2 protein-coding genes are annotated in these 23,334 nt (G+C 75.2%); both read right to left on the reverse strand.

Annotated elements, in window-relative coordinates:
• The coding region (locus tag ACFYVJ_RS34130) for an SDR family NAD(P)-dependent oxidoreductase (protein WP_388900191.1) at positions 1–13,025 on the reverse strand (13,025 nt) is incomplete at its 3' end.
• A 67-nt stretch (positions 13,026–13,092) separates the two neighbouring features.
• On the reverse strand, positions 13,093–23,301 hold the full coding sequence (locus ACFYVJ_RS34135; protein ID WP_388900194.1) for a type I polyketide synthase: 10,209 nt from the start codon (positions 23,299–23,301) through the stop codon (positions 13,093–13,095).
• Positions 23,302–23,334: the final 33 nt, after the last annotated feature.

Consider the following 23,334-nt stretch of genomic DNA (forward strand, 5'->3'; position numbering starts at 1 on the left):
GCCAGGGCACCCACCTCGACGTGCGGGTGCTGCTCCACGTACGCCGCCAGCCGCTCGGCCGACTGCGCGAGCGCGGCCGCCGTACGGGCCGAGACCACCACGGGCACCGGAGTCGGCTCTGCCGCCGACTCCGCGCCGCCGGTCGGCTCCGGCGTCGCCGTCGGCGACTGCGCCGGGCCGGCCTCCAGGATCACGTGCGCGTTCGTGCCGCTGATCCCGAACGACGAGACCGCCGCGCGCCGCGGCTCACCCGTCTCGGGCCAGGGCCGCGCCTCGCTGAGGAGGGCGACGTGGCCCGTGTCCCATTCCACGTGGCTGGAGGGCTCGTCGACATGCAGGGTCCGGGGAAGGTGTCCGTGGCGGAGGGCCTCGACCATCTTGATGACACCGGCGACCCCGGCCGCAGCCTGGGTGTGCCCGATGTTGGACTTGATGGAGCCCAGCCACAGCGGACGATCAGCCGTGTGCCCCTGGCCGTACGTCGCCAGCAGCGCCTGCGCCTCGATCGGGTCGCCCAGGGTGGTCCCCGTACCGTGCGCCTCCACCGCGTCGACCTGGCCGGCACTCAGCCCGGCGCTGGCAAGCGCCTGCTCGATGACCCGCTGCTGCGACGGGCCGTTCGGGGCGGTGAGGCCGTTGGAGGCGCCGTCCTGGTTGACGGCCGAGCCGCGCAGGATGGCGAGCACCTGGTGCCCGTTGCGCTGGGCGTCGGACAGGCGCTCCAGGAGGACGAGACCCGCGCCCTCGCCCCAGCCGGTGCCGTCCGCCGCGTCGGCGAAGGGCTTGCAGCGGCCGTCGGCGGCCAGGCCGCGCTGGCGGGAGAACTCCAGGAACGCGGAGGGCGTGGACATCACGGTGACGCCGCCGGCGAGGGCGAGGTCGCACTCGCCGTTGCGCAGCGCCTGCGCGGCGAGGTGCATGCCGACCAGGGACGACGAGCAGGCGGTGTCGATGGTCATGGCCGGGCCTTCGAGGCCGAAGGTGTACGCCACCCGCCCCGAAGCCACGCTCGCGGCGCTGCCGTTGCCGAGGTAGCCCTCGAAGCCCTCAGGGGTCCGGTGCATCAGACGCGGGCCGTAGTCGGCGTAGATGACGCCGGTGAAGACGCCGGTGTTGCTGTCCCGCAGGCTGGTGGGGTCGATGCCGGCCTGCTCGAAGGCTTCCCAGGCGGTCTCCAGCAGCAGCCGCTGCTGCGGGTCGGTGGCCAGGGCCTCGCGGGGGTTCATGTGGAAGAAGTCCGCGTCGAACCTGTCCGCGTCGTGCAGGAAGGCGCCGTGGCGCGTGTACGTCTTGCCCGTCGCGTCCGGGTCCGGGTCGTAGAGGTTGTCCAGATCCCAGCCGCGGTTGACCGGGAACTCCGAGACCGCGTCCGTGCCCTCGGCCACCAGCCGCCACAGGTCGTCCGCCGAGCGGACCTCGCCGGGGTAGCGGCAGGCCGTCGAGACGATCGCGATGGGGTCGCCGTCGGTGACGGTGCGGGCGGCGAGCGCGCGGGGGCCGGCGGGCGCGGTGTCGAGGAGCCGGCCGAGGAGATGACGGGTGAGGGCGTCGGGGGTGGGGTGGTCGAAGATGAGGGTCGCCGGGAGGCGGAGTGCGGTGGTGGTGGTGAGCTGGTTGCGGAGTTGGACGGCGGTGAGGGAGTCGAAGCCCAGTTCCTTGAAGGGGCGGTGGGGGTCGATGGTCTCGGCGGTGCCGTGGCCGAGGACCGCGGCGATGTTGCTCCGTACGACATCGAGGACGACCTTGTGCTGCCGCTCGGGCTCGGCGAGCGCGGCGAGCTGCTCCACGAGCGCGTTGCCGTCGGCCGCGGCCGAGGAGGCGGCGGTACGTCGGGTCTGCCGGACGGCCAGGCCGCGGAAGAGGACGGGGAGCCGGTCCGGGGTGCGGAGGGCGGAAGGCGTCACCGGGAGGCAGAGGTGGTGGGGCTGGGGGGTGGTGAGAGCGGTGTCGAGAAGGTGGAGCGCGTGCTCGGTGTCGAGCGGGGTGGTGCCGTGGGTGACCGTGCGGACTTCGTTGTCGCTGAGGTGGCCGGTGAGGCCGGTGGCCTGCTTCCAGTAGCCCCAGGCGAGGCTGGTGGTGGGCAGGCCGAGCCTGGTGCGGTGGTGGGCGAGGGCGTCCAAGTAGGTGTTGGCGGCGGCGTAGTTCGCTTGCCCGGGGTTGCCGAGGGTGCCTGCCGCTGAGGAGTAGAGGACGAAGTGGGCGAGGTCCAGGTCCTTGGTCGCCTCGTGGAGGTGGTACGCGGCGTCGACCTTGGGGGCGAGGACCGGGTGCAGCGTCTGCGGGGTGAGCTGGGCGAGGGTGGCGTCGTCGAGGGCCCCGGCGGTGTGGATGACGGCGGTGAGGGGGTGCTGTTCGTCGACGGAGGTGACGAGGGTGCGTACTGCGTCGGCGTCGGTCACGTCGCAGGCCGCGACGGTGACGTGGGCGCCGAGGTCGGTGAGTTCGTCGCGGAGTGCGGTCGCGTGGGGGTGGTCGGGGCCGCTGCGGGAGGCCAGCAGGAGGTGGCGTACCCCGTGCTCGGTGACGAGGTGACGTGCCGTCAGGCTTGCGAGACCGCCGGTGCCGCCGGTGATCAGAACGGTGCCCTCGGGGTTGAGGGGCCGGGCCCCGGCGTCGGTGGCGGTGGAGCGGGTCAGGCGTGGGGTGAGCAGGTGACCGTTGCGGACGGCGAGTTGGGGTTCGCCCGTGGCCAGCGCCTCGGCCAGGTGCGGGACGTCGGCCGCGCTCGCGCTGCCGCCCGCGGTGTCGGTGTCGATGAGGCGGATGCGGTCGGGGTTCTCGTTCTGGGCCGTACGGACCAGGCCCCACAGCGGTGCGTGCGCCAGGTGGACGTCCTCGGCCGGGTCGGTGGCCACCGCGCGGTGGGTGAGGACGACCAGTTGCCGGTCCGTCTCGTCGTTGGCGGCCAGCCAGCTCCGCAGGTGGGTGAGCAGCGCCTCGGTCGCGACGTGCGCCGCGGCCGGGGTGTCCTCAGCGGCGGGCGCGGCGGCGTACACGTCCACCTGGTCGAGATCCACCTGCCCCACCGAAGCGGCGGGGGTGGGGCTCCAGGCGAGGTGGAAGAGGCTGTTGCGGGTCGCGGCTCCCGCCTGGGCGCCGCTGGTCAGCGCGGTCGCGTCGACCGGCCGGGTGTTGAGGGCGGCGATCGTGGCGACGGGCGCGCCGGTGGGGTCCCAGGCGCGGAGCGCGAGGTCGTGGCCGTACTCGCCGGTGGGGGTGAGGGTGGCGCGGAGCCGGGTGGCGCCGGTGGCGTGGACGGACACACCGCTCCACGCGAACGGCAGCCGCAACTCCTGTGTCCCGTCGCCGTCTTCGCCGAGATTGCGGGTGGCGAGCGGGTGGAGGGCGGCGTCGAGCAGGGCGGGGTGGATCGTGTGCCCCGCGGTGTCGGCGTCCTCGGTGAGGCTGATGTCGGCGTGAAGGGTGCCGTCCGGATGCGACCAGGCGGAGGTGACGCCCTGGAAGGCGGGCCCGTACTCGTAGCCGGCCGCCGCCATCCGGGCGTAGAGGTCCGCGATGTCGAGCCGCTCTGCCCCGGCGGGGGGCCACTGGGTGAGCGGCTGGGGCGCCTCGGCCGGTTCGGCGGTGAGGGTGCCGGTGGCGTGGCAGGTCCACGGCTCGGGCTCGGCGTCGTCGTCGGCGTGGGGCCTGGAGTGGATCGTCACCTGCCAGCCGTCAGCGTCCGGCTGGGGTGCGGCGGTGACCTGGAGGTCTCGGGCGCCGGTCTCCTCCAGCACCAGCGGTGCCTGGAGCGTCAGTTCTTCGAGGTGGGTGGCGCCGGTGTGGTCGCCGGTGTGCAGGGCGAGGTCCACGAGCGCGGTGCCGGGGAGCAGCACGGTGCCCGTGACCGCGTGGTCGGCGAGCCAGGGGTGGGTGCTCGGGCTGACCCGGCCGGTGAACACGGTCGTGGCATACGGGCCTTGTGCACCGGCGGCCGGGTCCTCGCCGCCGTCGGCGAGCTGCACGGCCGCGCCGAGCAGTGCGTGGGCGCTGCTGATCTGGCCGAGATCGCCGGCGCTGGTGAGCTGCGCGGAGGTCTGGATCCAGTAGCTGTCGCGCTGGAAGGGGTACGTGGGCAGCTCGGGCAGCAGCTCGGCGGATTCCTCGGCGCTGGAGAGCTGAGCGCTGAGGTCGATCGGGTGGTGGTGGGCGTGGAGGTTCGCCAGCGCGAGGAGGAAGCGGGTCCTGGCCCCGTTGTTGCGGATGAGGGTGGTGTGGTGGCGGGCTGGGGTGGTCCGCTGCTCGAAGGTGTCGGCCAGGGCAGCGGTCATGACCGGGTGGGGGCTGGACTCGATGAGGGTGTGGTGGCCGTCGTCGAGGAGTTGTTCGAGGGTGGTGTGGAAGTGGACGGGGTGGCGGAGGTTGTCGAACCAGTACTCCGCGTCCAGCAGTTGGTCCGGCGCGAGCAGCGCGCCGGTGTGGGTGGAGTAGAACGGAATGGCCGGGGCCACGGGGCGGATCGCGGCCCGCTCGCTCAGATCGTTGAGGATGGTGTCGCGCAGGTTCTCGACGTGGGGGGTGTGCGAGGCGTAGTCGACGGGGATGAGGCGGGCGCGGATGTCCCGCTCCTGGTACGTGTTGACCAGGTCCGTCAGGGGCTGGGTCTCGCCGGCGAGGATGGTGGTGTGCGGGCCGTTGATCGCCGCTACGTAGACACCCTCGGGGAGATCCTGGAGCTCGTCTGCCGGCAGTGGGAACGAGGCCATGGTGCCGGTGCCCGCGAGGCGGGTGATGGCTTGTGCCCGCAGCGCGACGACGGCGATGGCGTCGGGCAGGGTCAGTGCTCCGGCGACGTACGCGGCGGCGATCTCGCCCTGCGAGTGGCCGATCACGGCGTCGGGCTCCACGCCATGGTGGCGTAGCAACTCGGCAATGCCCGTCATCACGGCGAACAGCGCGGGCTGCACGACATCCACGCGGTCCAGGGCGTTCTCGTCCTCGCTCGCGAGGACTTCCAGCAGATCCCAGTCGCACCAGCGCGCCAGCTCGTCACGGCACGCCGCCAGATGTGCGGCGAACGCCGGTTCTTCCGCCGCCAGTTCGTAGCCCATGCGGGTCCACTGCGAGCCCTGCCCCGGGAAGACGAACGCGGTCTTCCCCGCGCTGACCGATCCGGGTCCGGTAACCAGCGCAGGGTGCGCGGCACCCGTGGCCAGCGCGGTCAGTGCCTCCCGGAGTTCGTCGCGGTCGGCTGTGACGATGCCCGCGCGGTGCTCCATCTTCGCCCGCCCGGACCACAGCCGCGCCGCCAGCGCACCCACCTCGACCTGCGGGTTCTGCTCCACGTACGCCGCAAGCCGCTCGGCGCTCTGCGCCAGCGCGCCCGCCGTACGCGCGGACACCACCACCGGAGCTGGCGTGGCTCCGGCTTCCGGCTCATCCTCGGCCTCCGGCAGGGCCGGGGCCGCCTCCAGGATCAGGTGCGCGTTCGTCCCGCTCATGCCGAACGACGACACCGCCGCCCGCCGCGGCTCGCCCGTCTCCGGCCACTCCCGCGTCTCCGTCAGCAGCGCGACGTGGCCGGTGTCCCACTCCACGTGGGTGGAGGGGCGATCCACGTTCAGGGTCTGCGGGAGCCGGCCGTGCCGCAGGGCCTCGACCATCTTGATCACGCCCGCGACACCGGACGCGGCCTGGGTGTGGCCGATGTTGGACTTCACCGAGCCCAGCCACAGCGGCCGCTCCTCGGTGTGCGCCTGGCCGTACGTCGCGAGCAGCGCCTGCGCCTCGATCGGGTCGCCCAGCGTGGTGCCCGTGCCGTGCGCCTCGACGGCGTGGACCTGGTCGCCGCTCAACCCGGCGTTGGCGAGCGCCTGTTCGATGACGCGGCGCTGCGACGGGCCGTTCGGCGCGGTGAGGCCGTTCGACGCGCCGTCCTGGTTGACGGCGGAGCCCTTCAGCACCGCCAGCACCTCGTGCCCGTTCTGCCGCGCGTCCGACAGCCGCTCGACCAGCACCAGGCCGACGCCCTCGCCCCAGCCGGTGCCGTCCGCCGCGTCGGCGAAGGGCTTGCAGCGGCCGTCGGCTGCCAGGCCGCGCTGGCGGGAGAAGACCTGGAAGGTGCCGGGGGTGGCCATGATGGTCGCGCCGCCGGCGAGGGCGAGGTCGCACTCGCCGTTGCGCAGCGCCTGCATCGCGAGGTGCAGGGCGACCAGGGACGACGAGCACGCCGTGTCCACCGTCATCGCCGGGCCCTCGAGCCCGAAGGTGTACGCGATCCGGCCGGACGCCACGCTGCCCGAGCTGCCGGTGGCGATGTAGCCCTCGAGCCCCTCCGGGTTCTGGTGCAACCGCAGCAGGTAGTCCTGGGAGATCACGCCCGCGAAGACACCGGTGTTGCTGCCCTGGAGCGTGCCGGGCTCGATGCCCGCCCGCTCGAACGCCTCCCACGAGGTCTCCAGCAGCAGCCGCTGCTGCGGGTCCGTGGCCAGCGCCTCGCGCGGGTTCATGTGGAAGAAGTCCGCGTCGAACAGGTCCGCGTCGTGCAGGAAAGCCCCGTGGCGGGTGTAGACCTTGCCGGTCGCGTCGGGGTCCGGGTCGTACAGGTTCTCCAGGTCCCAGCCGCGGTTGGCAGGAAGGTCGCCGATGGCGTCCCGGCCGGTGCTGACGAGGTCCCAGAGCGCCCGCGAGTCGCGTACGCCGCCGGGGTAGCGGCACGCCATCGAGACGATCGCGATCGGGTCGTCGCTCGCGGCCGCGGTCCCCCCGCGGCTCGGGGTCCGCGCGGTGAGGGAGCCGGTGTCGAGGAACTGGCCGAGGAGGTGGCGGGTCAGCGCCTGGGGCGTCGGGTGGTCGAAGATCAGGGTCGCCGGGAGGCGCAGCGACGTCGCGTTCGTGAGGCGGTTGCGCAGCTCGACGGCGGTCAGGGAGTCGAAGCCCAGCTCCTTGAACGGCCGCTGCGGATCGATGGCGTCAGGCGTGCCGTGGCCGAGGACCGCGGCCACGTTGCTGCGTACGAGATCCAGCAGCCGGCGCTCCTGCTCCGCCTCCGGGAGCGCGGCGAGCTGCTCGGCGAGGGCGTTGCCGTCGGTCGCGGCCGAGGTGGCGGCGACGCGGCGGGCGGGCCGCGGGACGAGGTCGCGCAGGAGGGCGGGGAGGCGGGGGGCCGTGCGCAGCGCGGCGGGGTTGAGGGGGAGGCAGAGCTGGTACGCCTCGGGGCCGGCGAGGGCCGCGTCGAACAGGCGGAAGGCGTGGTCCGCTTCGAGCGGGGTGGTGCCGTGGGTGACCGTGCGGACTTCGTTGTCGCTGAGGTGGCCGGTGAGGCCGGTGGCCTGCTTCCAGTAGCCCCAGGCGAGGCTGGTGGTGGGGAGACCCTGCCTGGTGCGGTGGTGGGCGAGGGCGTCGAGGTACGCGTTGGCGGCGGCGTAGTTCGCCTGGCCGGGGTTGCCGAGGGTGCCGGCGGCGGAGGAGTAGACGACGAAGTGGGCCAGGGGCAGGTGCCGGGTCGCCTCGTGCAGGTGGTGGGTGGCGTCGACCTTCGGGTCGAGAACCGGGTGCAGGTTCTCGGGGGTGAGCTGGGTGAGGACGGTGTCGCTCAGCGCGCCCGCGGTGTGGATGACGGCGGTGAGCGGGTGCTGCTCGGCCACGGAGTCCACCAGGGCGTGTACGGCCTCGGCGTCGGTGACGTCACAAGCGGCGATGGTGACGTGGGCGCCGAGTTCGGTGAACTCGGCGCGGAGGGCATCGGCGTCGGGGTGGTCGGGGCCGCTGCGGGAGGCGAGCAGGAGGTGGCGTACGCCGTGCTGGGTGATCAGGTGGCGTGCCGTCAGTCCCGCGAGGACGCCGGTGCCGCCGGTGATCAGCACGGTGCCGTTCGGGTCGAGTGGGCGGGGCAGGGTCAGGATCAGCTTGCCGGTGTGCCGGGCCTGGCTGAGGTGGCGTAGTGCCTGCGGGGTGTGCCGGATGTCGAACGAGGTGGTGGGCAGCGGCGTCAGCACACCCGCGGAGAACAGCTCGGTCAGGTGCGCCAGGATCTGCTGGATTCGGTCGGGGCCCGCCTCGATCAGGTCGAAGTTCCGGTACTGGACCTGGTGCTCCGCCTGCACGGTGTCGGCGTCGCGTACGTCCGTCTTGCCCATCTCGATGAACCGGCCGCCGGGCCGTACGAGCCGCAGCGAGGCGTCGGTGAACTCGTGCGCGAGGGCGTTGAGGACGACGTCCACGCCTTGGTCCGGGGCGTGGGCGCGGAAGTGCTCCTCGAAGTCGAGGCTCCGGCTGGACGCGATGTGCGTGTCGTCCAGACCCTGGGCGCGCAGCAGGTGGTGCTTGGCCGGGCTGGCGGTGGCGTAGACGTCGGCGCCGAAGTGGCGGGCGAGCTGGAGTGCGGCGGAGCCGACGCCGCCGGTGGCGGCGTGTAGCAGCAGCGACTCGCCGGACTCCAGGCCGCCGAGGTCCTTCAGCGCGAAGTACGCGGTCAGGAACGCCACCGGAATCCCGGCCGCCTGGGTGAAGCCCCACTGCTCGGGGACGGTGGTGAGCAGGCGGTGATCCGTGACGGCGTGGGAGCCCGCGCCGTCGATCATGACACCCATCACCCGGTCGCCCACGGCGAAGTCGGTCACGTCGTCGGCGACGCCCGTGACGACGCCGGAGCCCTCGCTGCCCAGCGGGGCGTCGCCCGGGTACATGCCCAGGGCGATGAGCGTGTCGCGGAAGTTCAGGCCGATCGCGTGCAGTTGTACGCGAACCTGCCCGGCGGTCAGCGGCTCGTCCCACTCCGGCATCGGCCGGCAGGCGACCGCCTCCAGCGTGCCGTCGCCCCCGGTGGCCAGCTTCCACGTGCTCTCCGGCACGTCCAGCGTGCCGCCCGCGCCGGTCGCGCGCACGAGTCGCGCGACGAGGAGCTGCCCGTGGCGCAGGGCGAGTTGCGGCTCGCCGGTGGCGAGGGCGTCGGCGAGGTGCGGCACGTCGGCGAAGCCGGCCGCGGCGTCGACCGTGACGTCGGCGTCGAGGAGGTGGACGCGGTCGGGCTGTTCGTTCTGGGCCGTACGGACCAGGCCCCACAGCGGCGCGTGGGCCAGGTGGACGTCCTCGGCCGGACCCGTGGCGACGGCGCGGTGGGTGAGGACGACGAGCCGGCGGTCGGTCTCGTCGTTGGCGGCCAGCCAGCTCTGCAGATGGGTGAGCAGGGCTTCGGTCGCCGCATGGGCCGCGGCCGGAGTGTCGTCGGCGGCCGGGGTGGCGACGTAGAGGTCGACCTGCCCGGGATCGATACGAGCGGAGTCCTCCTGCGGCGCGTGGGCCGGGGTCCAGGCGAGCTGGAAGAGGCTGTTGCGGGTCGCGGCGCCGTCGTCGGCGCCGCCGGTGGTGAGCGCGGTGGGGTCGACGGGCCGGGTGTTGAGGGCGGCGATCGTGGCGACGGGCGCGCCGGTGGGGTCCCAGGCGCGCAGCGCGAGGTCGTGGCCGTGCTCGCCGGTGGGGGTGAGGGTCGCGCGCAGGTGGGTGGCGCCGGTGGCGTGGACGGACACACCGCTCCACGCGAACGGCAGCCGCAGCTCCCGCGCCTCGTCGGTCGCGGCGCCGCCCGTGCCGAGGGCGCGGAGGGCGAGGGGGTGGAGGGCGGCGTCGAGCAGCGCGGGGTGGACGGTGTGCCCGTCGGCGTCCGCGTCCCCGGGGAGGGCGATCTCGGCGTGGAGGGTGCCGTCCGCGTGCTGCCAGGCCCTGGTGACGCCGCGGAAGGCGGGCCCGTACCCGTAGCCCGCCGCGGCCATCCGCGGGTACAGCTCGGAAACGTCGAGCGCCTGTGCCCCCGCGGGCGGCCACTGGCCCAACGACTCGGCCGCGCCGGCCGGTTCGGCGGTGAGCGTGCCGGTGGCGTGGCAGGTCCAGGACTCGGACTCCGCCTCGTCGTCGGCGTGGGCGCGGGAGTGGATGGCGACCTGCCGGCCGCCCTGGCCGTCGTCGAGGGGCGTGGTGGTGACCTGGAGGTCGCGGGCGCCGGTCTCGTCGAGCACCAGCGGTGCCTGGAGCGTCAGCTCTTCGAGGTGGGTGGCGCCGGTGTGGTCGCCGGTGTGCAGGGCGAGGTCCACCAGCGCGGTGCCGGGGAGGAGGACCGTACCGGCGACGGCGTGGTCGGCGAGCCACGGGTGGGTGGAGAGGCCGAGGCGGCCGGTGAACACCATCGTGGTGGCGCCCGTCTCGTCCGTGCCGCCGGTGTCGGCGAGCTGGACGGCGGCGCTGAGGAGGGGGTGGGTGGTGCTGCTCAGGCCGAGGTCGGTGGCGCTGGTGAGCTGGGCCGGGGCGTCGAGCCAGTAGGGCTGGTGCTGGAAGGGGTAGGTGGGCAGCTCGGGCAGGTGGTCGCCGGGCCGGTCGACCTGGGGGAGCTGAGCGCTGAGGTCGATCGGGTGGTGGTGGGCGTGGAGGTTCGCCAGCGCGAGGAGGAAGCGGGTCCTGGCCCCGTTGTTGCGGATGAGGGTGGCGTGGTGGCGGGCTGGGGTGGTCCGCTGCTCGAAGGTGTCGGCGAGGGCAGCGGTCATGACCGGGTGGGGGCTGGCCTCGATGAGGGTGTAGTGGCCGTCGTCGAGGAGCTGTTCGAGGGTGGTGTGGAAGTGGACGGGGTGGCGGAGGTTGTCGAACCAGTACTCCGCGTCCAGCAGTTGGTCCGGCGCGAGCAGCGCGCCGGTGTGGGTGGAGTAGAACGGAATGGTGGGTGCCACCGGCCGGATCGCGGCGCGTTCGGCCAGGTCCGTGGTGATCGTCTCGCGCAGGTCCTCGACGTGGGGGGTGTGCGAGGCGTAGTCCACGGGGATCAGGCGGGCGCGGATGTCGCGCTCCTGGTACGTGGTGACCAGCTCGGTGAGCGGCTGGGTCTCGCCCGCGAGGATGGTGGTGTGCGGGCCGTTGATCGCCGCTACGTAGACGCCGTCGGGCAGTTCGCCCAGTTCGTCCTGCGGCAGCGGGAACGAGGCCATGGTGCCGGTGCCCGCGAGTCGGGTGATGGCCTGTGCCCGCAGCGCGACGACCGCGATCGCGTCGGGCAGGGCAAGCGCTCCGGCGACGTACGCGGCCGCGATCTCGCCCTGCGAGTGGCCGATGACCGCGTCGGGCTCGACGCCATGGTGGCGCAGGAGCTGCGCGATGCCGGTCATGACGGCGAACAGCGCGGGCTGCACCACGTCCACGCGGTCGAGGGCGTTCTCGTCCTCGCTGGCGAGGACGTCGAGCAGGTCCCAGTCGCACCAGCGCGCCAGCTCGTCCCGGCACGCGGCCAGATGTGCGGCGAAGACCGGCTCCTCGGCGGCCAGTTCGTAGCCCATACGGGTCCACTGCGAGCCCTGCCCAGGGAACACGAACGCGGTCTTCCCCGCCTCCGCCGACCCCGGACCCGTGACCAGCGCCGGGTGCGCCGCACCCGTGGCCAGCGCGGTCAGCGCCTCCAGCAGTTCGTCCCGGTCGGCCGTGACGACGCCCGCGCGGTGCTCCATCTTCGCCCGGCCACTCCACAGCCGCGCCGCGAGCGCACCCACCTCGACCTGCGGGTGCTTCTCGACGTACTCCGCGAGCCGTCCGGCCGACTGCGCCAGCGCCGCCGCCGAGCGACCGGAAACCACCACCGGCACCGGCAGGGACGACACCGCCTCCGTCTCCGGCGCCGCCTCCGGGGACGTCTCCCCGTCGCCCGTCTCCGCCTCGTCCGGTGCCGCAACCGGCGCGGCCTCCAGGATCAGGTGCGCGTTCGTGCCGCTCATGCCGAACGACGACACCGCCGCCCGCCGCGGCTCGCCCGTCTCCGGCCACTCCCGAGTCTCCGTCAGCAGCGCGACGGTGCCCGACTCCCAGTCCACGTGGCTCGACGGCTTGTCCACGTGGAGCGTGGGCGGCAGCACGCCGTGCCGCATGGCCTCGACCATCTTGATGACGCCCGCCACCCCGGCCGCGGCCTGCGTGTGCCCGACGTTCGACTTCACCGACCCCAGCCACAGCGGCCGTTCGGCCGAGTGCTCGCGCCCGTACGTCGCCAGCAGCGCCTGCGCCTCGATCGGGTCGCCCAACGTCGTACCCGTGCCGTGCGCCTCCACCACGTCGACCTGGCTCGCGTTCAGCCTGGCGTTGGTCAGCGCCTGCTCGATGACGCGGCGCTGCGACGGCCCGTTCGGTGCCGTGAGGCCGTTCGACGCGCCGTCCTGGTTGATGGCGGAGCCTTTCAGCACCGCCAGCACCTCGTGCCCGTTCCGCCGGGCGTCCGACAGCCGCTCCAGCAGGACCAGGCCGACGCCCTCGCCCCAGGCCGTACCGTCGGCCGCGTCGGCGAACGCCTTGCAACGGCCGTCCACGGCCAGGCCGCGCTGCCGCGAGAAGACCGTGAAGGCAGACGGGCTGGACATGACGGTGGCGCCGCCCGCCAGCGCGCTGTCGCACTCGCCGTTGCGCAGCGCCTGGACCGCCAGGTGCAGCGCGACCAGGGACGACGAGCACGCCGTGTCCACCGTCACCGCCGGGCCTTCGAGACCGAAGGTGTACGCCACCCGGCCCGAGGCCACGCTGCCGGCGCTGCCGGTGGCCGCGTAGCCCTCCAGGTCGCCGGTGGCGCGGTAGAGGCGCAGCAGGTAGTCCTGCGAGTTGAGCCCCGCGAAGACGCCGGTCCTGTTGCCCTTCACCCCGGCCGGGTCGAGGCCCGCCCGCTCGAACGCCTCCCAGGCCGTCTCCAGCAGCAGCCGCTGCTGCGGGTCCATCGCCAGTGCCTCACGCGGCGAGATGCCGAACAGCTCCGCGTCGAACTGCTCGGCGCCCTGGAGGAAGGCGCCCATCCGCGTGTAGCTCTTGCCGCTCGCCGCCGGGTCCGGGTCGTACAGGTCCTCGGCCCAGCCGCGGTCGGCCGGGAACTCCACGATCCCGTCGCGGCCCTCGGCCACCATCCGCCACAGGTCCTCGGGCGAGGCCACGCCGCCGGAGTAGCGGCAGGCCATGGAGACGATGGCGATGGGCTCCGTGGACTTCGCCTCGACCTCGCCCAGGCGCCGGCGGGCCTGGCGGAGCTCCGCGGTCACCCACTTGAGGTTGTCCAGAAGCTTCTGCTCGTTCTTCATCAGCGCAAGCTCCTTGTCGAGGCGCGGAGAGGTACCGGGTGGTTCACGGGCGTACGGGCGGGGGGCGTCATGACTTGCCGAACTCCGTCTGGATGATGTCGAGGAGGTCGTCGACGGACGCGGACTCCAGATCGCTGTCCGCCTCGCCGGCGGCGCCGCCGTCCGGGCCGCCGCCCGCCGCGTGGCCGTTCTCCGCGCCGTGCGGCGCGGATCCGTCGAGCCGCTGGAGCATCGTCCGCAGCCGCTCCCCGGCCCGGCGCCGTACCTCTTCGTCCGCCAGCGCCGCGCCGCTCAGCGCGCCGTCGAGCCGCGCCAGGTCGGCGAGGATCGACTGTCCCGCGGCGTCGGGGCCGCCGAGTTCCTCGCGCAGGCAGGTGGCGAGGGCGTCCGGCGTCGGGTAGTCGAAGACGACGGTCGTCGGCAGCCGCAGCCCGGTCCTGGAGTTGACCCGGTTGCGCAGTTCGACGGCGGTGAGCGAGTCGAAGCCCAGGTCGTTGAAGGGCTTCCCGGGCCGTACGCCGTCGGCCGACGCGTGCCCGAGCACGCCCGCGACCTCCGTACGCACCAGGTCCAGCAGCTCGCGCTGCTGCTCCTCGCGGGTACGGCCCGCCAGCAGCGACCGCAGCCGCGCGGCGGCGTCGGCGCCCGCGGCCTCGGCCCCGGCCTCCTCCCGCGCGCCGCCCAGCGCCGCGCGCGCCTCCGGGAGTTCGCCCAGCAGCGGGCTGTGCCGCCGGGACGTGAACGCGAGGGTGAACGCGGACCAGTCGATGTCGGCGATCGTCGTCGGCGCCTCGCCTCCCCGTACGGCCTCCGCCAGGGCCGCCACCGCGGCGCCCGGGTCGAGGCCGCGGATGCCGCGGCGCAGCAGCCGCCGGGAGTTCTCCCCGTCGCCGGCCATGCCCTCGCCGCTCCATGCGCCCCAGGCCACCGCGGTGGCCGGGAGGCCGCGGGCGCGGCGGTGCTCGGCGAGCGCGTCGAGGTAGGCGTTGCCCGCGGCGTAGGCGCCCTGCGTGCCGCTGCCCCACACGCCGGCGGTCGACGAGAAGAGCACGAAGGCGCTGAGCCGGCTGCCGCCGTCCGCGTCCTGGGTCAGCTCGTGCAGGTGGCGGGCGGCCAGGGACTTGGGGCCGAGGACTTCGGCGAAGTGCTTGGCGTCCAGATCCGCGAGCCCGCGGTCCACGCTGACGCCGGCCGCGTGCAGCACGGCGGTCAGCGGGGTCTCCTCGGGTACGCCGGCCAGCAGCGCGGCGACGGCCGCCCGGTCGGTGACGTCGCACGGGGCGATCGTCACCTCGGCGCCGAGCCCGGTGAGTTCGGCGCGCAGCTCGTCGGCGCCGGGGGCGGCGGGGCCGCGGCGGCTGACGAGGAGCAGGTGCTCGGCGCCGTTCGCCGCCAGCCACCGGGCGGCGTGGGCGCCGAGTCCGCCGGTGCCGCCGGTGACGAGGACGGTGCCGCGGGGCGGCCACTGGGCGTCCGCCTTGCGGGCGGGCGTCGTACGCCTCAGCCGCCGCGCCCGCGGCCCGTCGGCCCGTAGCGCGATCTGGTCCTCCACCGGCGCGCCGGAGCCGTCCGGCGCGCCGCCGAGCAGCCCGGCCAGCTCGGCGCGCCCGCGCGCGCCGAGGTCGGCGGGGGTGCCCGGCAGGTCGATCAGCCCGCCCCAGCGCGCGGGCTCTTCGAGCGCCGCGGCCCGGCCGAAGCCCCACACCAGGGCGGACTCCGGGTTCGCGAGCGGGTCGCCGGCGCCCACGGACACGGCTTCCCGGGTGGCTGCCCACAGGGGGGCGGTCACGCCGGCGTCGCCGAGGGCCTGGGTGAGGAGGACGGTGGCGGTCAGCTCCTCCGGTACGCCGTCGGCGGCCGGGTCCGCGGCGGCGGCCCCGGCGGTGTCCGCGCTGCCGGTGCTGCCGGCACGTACGGCAAGCAGCGACAGGATCCCGTGCGGCTGCCCGGTCTCCTCGATCCGGCGCGCGAGCTGCTCGGCCAGCGGCGTGCGCTCCGTGCCCGCGGCGATCTCGACGGTGGCGACCCGCGCCCCCGCATCCCCGAGCGCCGCGGCGCAGAACTCCGGCCAGTCCCCGGCCCGTTCGCCGTCCGGCACCGCGAGCAGCCAGGTGCCGTCCAGCACGGCGCCGCCGTCCCGGGGCAGGCGCGCCCAGGACGTCCGGTAATGCAGGCCGGAGTCCGCCGGGGCCGCGGCAGGCTCCACCGGGTCGATCCAGTGGCGGCGGCGCTGGAACGCGTACGTCGGCAGCTCGACCGTGCGCCCGCGCGGCAGCACGTCCGTCCACCGCGGGCCCGCGCCGGCCGCGTGCAGCTCGCCCATGGCGTGCAGGAGCGCGGTGGGTTCGTCCGACGGGGGCGTCGGCGCCTCGCCGTCCGGGGCCTTGCGGGCCGGGCGCAGCGACGGGATCGCCGCGGCGTCGCCTTCGCCCGGCAGGACCGCCCGGGCGAGCGCGGTCAGGGTGGCGCCGGGGCCGATCTCCAGGAAGGCGGTGGCGCCTTCGCCGAGGAGGTGCGCGAGGCCCTGGTGGAAGCGGACGGGGCGGCGGATGTGCTCGGCCCAGTACGCCGCGTCGGTCAGCTCGACGGCGGTGGCCGCGGTGCCGGTGAGGTTGGAGACCACCGGGAGGTCGGGCGCACGGTACGTGAGCCCGCCCGCGACGCTCGTGAACTCGGCCAGCACGGGGTCCATCTGCGCGGAGTGGAAGGCGTGGCTCACCTTCAGCCGGCGGGTGCGGATCCCGGCCGCGCCCAGCTCCTCCGCGAGCGCGGCCAGCGCGTCGACCGGCCCGGCGAGCACCGTCGCGGCGGGGGAGTTGTACGCGGCGACCTCCGCCCGCCCGTGCCGCTCCAGGTGCTCGGCCAGCGCCTCGGGACCTGCCTGGGCGGCGAGCATGCCGCCTGCGCCGTGGGGGAGTTCGTTCATCAGCCGGGCGCGGGCCGTGACGAGCCTTGCCGCGTCGGTGAGGGACAGCACGCCCGCCACGTGCGCGGCGGTCAGCTCGCCGATGGAGTGGCCGATGAGGTGGTCCGGCCGTACGCCCCACGCCAGGAGCTGCCGGGTGAGCGCCGTGTGCAGGGCGAACAGGCCGGTCTGGGTGTAGAGGGTCTGGTCGAGCAGCGCGGACCCGTCGGAGGCCGCGTCGGCGAACATCACGTCGCGTACGGGGAGGTCGAGGTGCGCGTCGAGCGCCGCGCACACCTCGTCCAGCGCCCCGGCGAAGACCGGGAGCGCCTCGTACAGCTCGCGGCCCATGCCGGGGCGCTGGCTGCCCTGCCCCGAGTACATGAACACCAGGCCGCCGGGCCGCTGTTCGCTCCGGGTACGGATCACACCCGGCGCGCTCCGGTCCTGGGCCACCTCGCGCAGTCCGTCGAGGAGTTCCGTACGGTCGCGGCCGAGGACCGCGGCCCGGTACGGCAGGGCCGTACGCCGGGCGGCCAGCGACCACGCCAGGTCGGTCACGCTCAGCTCCGGCCGCGCCTGGACGCGCTCGGCCAGCCGGGCGGCCTGGGCGCTGAGGCCCTCCGGCGTCGCGCCGGAGACCAGCCAGGGCAGCGCCGCGCCGGCCGGCCGCGGTGCCTCGGTCCGCGCCTCCTGCGCGACGGCCGGCGCCTCCTCCAGGATGACGTGCGCGTTGGTGCCGCTGATGCCGAACGCGGACACGCCCGCCCGCCGCGGCCGGCCGGCCCCGGCGCGCGCCCACTCCCGCTGCTCGGTCAGCAGCGAGACGACGCCCTCGCCCCACTCGACGTGCTGCGACGGCTCGTCGACGTGCAGCGTGCGCGGCAGCACACCGTGCCGCATGGCCTCGATCATCTTGATGACCCCGGCGACACCGGCCGCGGCCTGCGTGTGCCCGAGGTTGGACTTCACCGAGCCCAGCCACAGCGGCTGTGCGGCCGAGTGCTCGCGCCCGTACGTCGCCAGCAGCGCCTGCGCCTCGATCGGGTCGCCCAGCGTGGTGCCGGTGCCGTGCGCCTCGACGGCGTCCACCTCGGCGCCGGTCAGCCGGGCGTTGGCCAGGGCCTGCCGGATGACGCGCTGCTGTGCGGGGCCGTTGGGGGCGGTGAGGCCGTTGGAGGCGCCGTCCTGGTTGATCGCGGAGCCGCGGAGGACCGCGAGTACCCGGTGCCCGTTGCGCTCGGCGTCCGACAGCTTCTCCAGCAGCAGCACGCCGGCGCCCTCGCCCCAGCCCGTACCGTCGGCGGAGTCCGCGAAGGACTTGCAGCGGCCGTCGGGGGCGAGGCCGCGCTGCCGGGAGAACTCGACGAACACCGCGGGCGTCGACATCACGGTCGCGCCGCCGGCCAGCGCCAGCGTGCACTCGCCGTTGCGCAGGGACTGCGCCGCGAGGTGCAGGGCGACGAGCGACGACGAGCAGGCCGTGTCGACGGTCAGCGCGGGCCCCTCGAAGCCGAAGGTGAACGCGATCCGCCCGGAAGCCACGCTCGGCGCGCTGCCGTTGCCGACGTACCCCTCGTACTCCGCAGGGGTGCGCAGCAGCAGCCGGCCGCCGTAGTCGCTGTACATGATCCCCGCGAACACGCCGGTCGAGGAGCCGCGCAGCTCGTCGGCGGGGATGCCGGCGCCCTCGACGGCCTCCCAGCACAGCTCCAGCAGCAGCCGCTGCTGCGGGTCCATCGAGGCCGCCTCACGCGGCGAGATCCCGAAGAACTCGGCGTCGAACCGGTCGGCGTCGTGCAGGAAGGAGCCGGCACGCGTGTACGTGGTGCCCGGGCGCTCCCCGCTCGGGTCGTAGATCGCGTCGATGTCCCAGCCGCGGTTCTCGGGGAACGTGCTGGTGCCCTCGGCGCCTCGGCTGAGCAGGTCCCACAGGTCGGCGGGGGAGTCCACGCCGCCGGGGTAGCGGCAGGACATGGCGACGACGGCGATCGGGTCGTCGTCGTCGGCCGCGCGGGCGGCCGCGGTCGGTACGGCCGGGGCAGCGGCCTCGTCGGACTCCAGCAGCTCCGTGCGCAGATGGTCGGCGAGCGCCTGGGGCGTGGGGTGGTCGAAGACCGCGGTGGCGGGCAGCCGGCGGCCGGTGGCGGCGCTGAGCTGGTTGCGCATCTCGACCGCGGTCAGCGAGTCGAAACCGAGGTCGCGGAAGGTCTGCCCCGGGCTCACCGACTCGCCCTCGGGCAGGCCGAGCGCGAGCACGGCGGTGCGGCGTACCAGCGCCAGCAGCGTGCGGTCCTGCTCGGCGCGGCCCAGCGCGGCCAGCCCGGCGAGCGGGCCGGCGGCCGGGGCCGCGGCACCGGCGGTGCCCTCGGCGGGTGCCTGCGCGCGGAGTACGGCGGGCAGCGTGCCGGCGCTCGACTGCGTACGCAGCGCGCGGCGGTCGAGGACCACGGGGGCGGCCAGCGCCACGGGGCTGCGCAGCGCCGTGTCCAGCAGCGCCAGCGCCCGGCCCGCGGGCATGGCGCGTACGCCGGCGCGGGCGATGCGTGCCCGGGCCGCCCGGTCCAGACCCCCGCCCATGCCGCCCTGCTCCCACAGGCCCCAGGCCAGGCTCACGGCGGGCAGCCCGCGGGCGCGGCGGTGCTGCGCGAGGGCGTCCAGGAAGCTGTTCGCGGCCGCGTAGTTGGCCTGGCCGGGGGTGCCGACCACGGACGCGAACGACGAGAAGAGGACGAAGGCCACCTGCGGCAGGTCCGCGGTCAGCCGGTGCAGGTGCCAGGCGCCGTCCGCCTTCGGCCGCAGCACAGCGTCGAGCTGAGCGGGCGTCAGCTCGCTGACGGTCGCGTCGTCCAGCACGCCCGCCGCGTGCACCACGGCGGTCAGCGGGTGTTCCGGCGGGATCAGGGCCAGAGCCTCGCGGAGGGCGTCCCCGTCGGCGACGTCGCAGGCGGCAAAGGTCACCTCGGCGCCGAGCCCGGCGAGTTGGGCGCGTAGTTCGTCCGCGCCGGGAGCGGCCTCGCCGCGGCGGCTGACGAGGAGCAGGCGGCGTACGCCGTGGGCCGTGACGAGGTGCGCGGCGACCTGCCCGCCGAGCGTGCCGCTCGCGCCGGTGACCAGAACGGTGCCCTCGGGGGCGAGAGCCGCGGGGCCTTCCGGCGTGATCCGGGTGAGCCGCGGGGCGAGAAGGGCGCCGTCGCGGATCGCGAGTTGCGGTTCGCCGGCCGCCAGCGCGGCCCGTACCGCATCCGCGACGGGAAGCGCCGACCGCTCGGCCGGGTCGTCGTCGACGAGCACGATCCGGTCCGGGTGCTCCGACTGCGCCGAGCGCAGCAGCCCCCACACCGGGGCGGACTCCAGCGCGGGTACGTCCCCGGCCGCGTCTGCTCCGACCGCGCCGCGGGTGACCACGGCGAGCCGGCTGTCGGCGAAGCGGTCGTCGGACAGCCACCGCTGCACGGCGGCCAGCACCCGGGCGACGGTCGTACGCGCCCTCTCCGCGGTCGCGTCGCCTGCGCCCTCCGCGGCGGGGCACCGTACGACGACCACGCCTGCCCGCCCGGGAACGGTCCCGGCGGCGAACGCGTCGAGGTCCGTCTCCCACAGCTCACCGCCGTCCGCCGCCTCCGGCGCCGCGTCGAGCCGCTGCCACTCCACCCCGTACAACGGGTCGGCGGACACCGCGCCGATGCTGTCGGCCGGCACCGGCCGCAGCGCCACCTCGTCCACCCGCAGCACCGGCGTGCCCATGGCGTCGGCGAGGTCCAGGGCGACGGTCTCCGGGCCGGTGGGCGTCACCCGGGCGCGCAGCGCCGCCGCGCCGGGCCGCGCCAGCAGCCGTACGCCGGACCAGGCGAACGGCAGCCGCAGCTCCCCCCCCGTCTCGTCCAGCAGCGCGACCGTGTGCAGTGCGGCGTCGAGCAGCGCGGGGTGGATGCCGTACTCGTCGAGGTCCGCGTGCTGCGCCTCGGGCAGCGCCAGGTCCGCGTACAGGTGCTCGCCGTCGCGCCATACCGTGCGCAGCGAACGGAAGGCCGGGCCGAAGCGCATCCCGCGCTCGTGCAGCCGGTCGTACAGGTCGTCCACCACCGCGGCCGGCTCGCCCGGCGGCGGCCAGGCCGTGCCGTCCCAAGCCCCGGGCGCCGCCCCCGCGTCGGGCGCCACCACGCCCGTCGCGTGCAGCGTCCACGCGGAGTCCGCGGCGAGGTCAGGGGTGTCCCCTGGGGCCTCGTCGGCGCCCGGCTCCGGACGGGCGTACAGGGAGAGGGCCCTGCGGCCGTCGGCGTCCGGGGCGTCCACCGCCACCTGGAGCTGCAATGCGCCCTCCGCCGGCAGCACCACCGGCGCGCGCAGCGTCAGCTCCTCGACGCGCGCGCAGCCGACGTGCCGTGCCGCGCACAGCGCGATCTCCACCGCGCCCGTGCCCGGCAGCACCACGGTGGTGCCGAGCACGTGGTCGGCGAGCCAGCCGGGCGTACGCGCGCTGATCCGGCCGGTGCACACGGCACCGGGACGCTCGGCGTCCGCCGTCTCCAGCACGGCGCCGAGCAGCGGGTGCCGGGTGACCCGCACGCCCGGCTGGTCGGCGGCCGGACGCGCCTGCCGCAGCCAGTACGGGCGCCGCTGGAAGGCGTACGTCGGCAACTCGGCGGGCCGCCCCCCGGCGTGCAGCGGGCGCCAGTCCACCTCGGCGCCGTGCACGTGCAGCCGGGCGGCCGCGGCGAACAGGGCGGGGACCTCGGGGTGGTCGCGGCGCAGCGTCGAGGTGACCACGGCCGGCTCGCCGCCCGGCTGCGCCGGGTCCGCCTCGTCGAGCACCGCCTGCGCGAGGGTGCTGAGGGTGGCGTCGGGGCCCAGCTCCAGGTACGTCGTCGTGCCCTGGCCGGCCAGGTCCGCGACGCCCTGGTGGAAGCGGACGGGGCGGCGGATGTGCTCGGCCCAGTACGCGGGGTCGTGGTGCTGCGCGTCCGTCGCGGGCAGACCTGTGACGTTGGAGATGACCGGGATCTCCGCCTCGCCCGGGGCGTGCCGCTCGAAGAGGTCCGTCAGATGGCGCGCGAAGGCGTCGAGGACCGGCTCGGTGTGCGCGGTGTGGAAGGCGTGCGCCAACTTCAGCCGCCTGGCGCGGATCCCGGCGTCGGCCAGCTCCCGTGCCAGCGCGTCGAGCGCGTCGAGCGGCCCGGCCAGCGTGGTCGCGGCGGGGGAGTTGTACGCGGCGATCTCCACCCCCGCGTGCCGCTCCAGGTGCCCGGCCAGCGGCTCGGGTCCCGACCGCACGGCGAGCATGCCGGTGCCCTCGGGGAGCGAGTCCATCAGCTTCGCCCGGGTGGCGACCATGTCGGCGGCCACGCCGAGCGGGAAGACCCCGGCCACGTGCGCGGCCGACAACTCGCCCACGGAGTGGCCGATGAGGTGGTCAGGCCGCACGCCCCACGACCGGAGCAGCCGCGCCAGCGCGGTGTGCACGGCGAACAGCGCGGGCTGGGTGTAGAGCGTGTGCTCCAGCAGCTCCGCCCGCTCGGTGCCCGCCGCGGCGAACATCACCTCGCGCACGGGGACGTCGAGGTGCGCGTCGAGCGCCGCGCACACCTCGTCCAGCGCCTCGGCGAAGACCGGGAACGCCTCGTACAACTCGCGCCCCATGCCGGGGCGCTGGCTGCCCTGCCCGGAGAACATCAGCGCCAGCCGCCCGCTCTGCTGCACGCCGGTGACCAGCCCGGCGGCGGCGTCGCCGCGGCCGAGGGCGTCGAGCCGGCCCAGCAACTCCCCGCGGTCGCTGCCGAGGAGCACCGCGCGGTACCCGAGCGCGGCCCGCGAGGTGGCGAGCGCGTGGCCCACCGCCTCGACGGAGAGCTCGGGACGGGCGCGGAGGTGGCCGGCCAGCCTTGCGGCCTGGGCGCGCAGCCCGTCCGCGGTGGCGGCGGAGACCAGCCACGGGCCCGCGGGACCGCCGGCCGGCGCCGCCGGCACCGGCTGCTGCTCGTCCGCCGGGGGCTGCTCCAGGATCACGTGCGCGTTGGTGCCGCTGATCCCGAACGCCGACACCGCGGCCCTGCGGGTACGTTCGCCGCCGCGCCACGGCAGCGCCTCGCCGAGCAGCGCGAGCGTCGCCGGGTCCCAGTCGACGTGCGGGCTGGGCGCCTCCGCGTGCAGCGTACGGGGCAACTCCCCGTGCTCCAGCGCCAGTACGAGCTTCATCAGCCCGGCCACGCCCGCGGCGGCCTGCGTGTGCCCGATGTTCGACTTGACCGAGCCGAGGTACAGCGGCGCCCCGGCGGCGGCCCGGCCGCGGCCGTAGACCTCCAGCAGCGCCTGCGCCTCGATCGGGTCGCCCAGCTCCGTGCCCGTGCCGTGCGCCTCGATCGCGTCGACGTCCGCGGCGCCGAGTCCGGCGTCGGCGAGGGCCGCGCGGATCACCTTCTCCTGGGCCTGCCGGCTCGGCGCCGTCAGCCCGTTGGAGGAACCGTCGGAGTTGACGGCGCTGCCGCGGATCACGGCGAGCACGCGGTGCCCGTTGCGGCGGGCCGCGCTCAGCGGCTCCAGGAGTACGACGCCCCCGCCCTCGGACATGCCCATGCCGTCGGCGCCCGCGCCGAACGCCTTGCAGCGCCCGTCGGCGGCCAGCACCCGCTGCCTGCTCATCTCCGTGAAGGGACCGACCGTGGAGAACACGGTCGCCCCGCCCGCCAGCGCCATCGTGCACTCGCCGCGGCGCAGCGCCTGCACCGCGAGGTGCACCGCGGTCAGCGACGTGGAGCACGCGGTGTCCACGCTCACGGCCGGGCCTTCGAGGCCGAGGGTGTACGCGAGCCGGCCGGACAGCACGCTGAGGACCGTGCCGGTGAGCAGGTGCCCGCCCACCTGGGCGGCGGCGTCGCCGAGCAGCCCGCCATACTCGGTGGGGTTGCTGCCCACGAACACGCCCGTACGGGAGCCGCGCAGCGCGTGGGCGTCGATCCCGGCCCGCTCCACGCTCTCCCACGCGAGCTCCAGCAGCAGCCGCTGCTGCGGGTCCATGGCCAGCGCCTCGCGCGGCGAGATGCCGAAGAACGCCGCGTCGAAGCCGGCGATGTCGTCGAGGAAGCCGCCCTCGCGCACGTACGAGGTGCCGGGCCCGCCGAGGTCCGGGTCGAAGTGGTCGTCCAGGTGCCAGTCCCGGTTCGCGGGCATGGCGGAGATGGCGTCCCGGCCGTCCCGCAGCAGCTCCCACAGCCCCTCGGGGCTCTGCACGCCGCCGGGGAGGCGGCAGGCCATGCCGACGACCGCCACCGGCTCCCGGCGCTGCTCCTCCACCTCCCGCAGCCTGCGCGTGGTGCGGCGCAGGTCCACGGTGAGCCGCTTGAGGTAGTCGCGCAGCTTCTCTTCCTCGGCCATGGCCGGAACCGCTCCTCTCCGTGCGCCGCTCCG

The sequence above is a fragment of the Streptomyces sp. NPDC004134 genome (assembly GCF_042874195.1).
Lineage (GTDB): Bacteria > Actinomycetota > Actinomycetes > Streptomycetales > Streptomycetaceae > Streptomyces.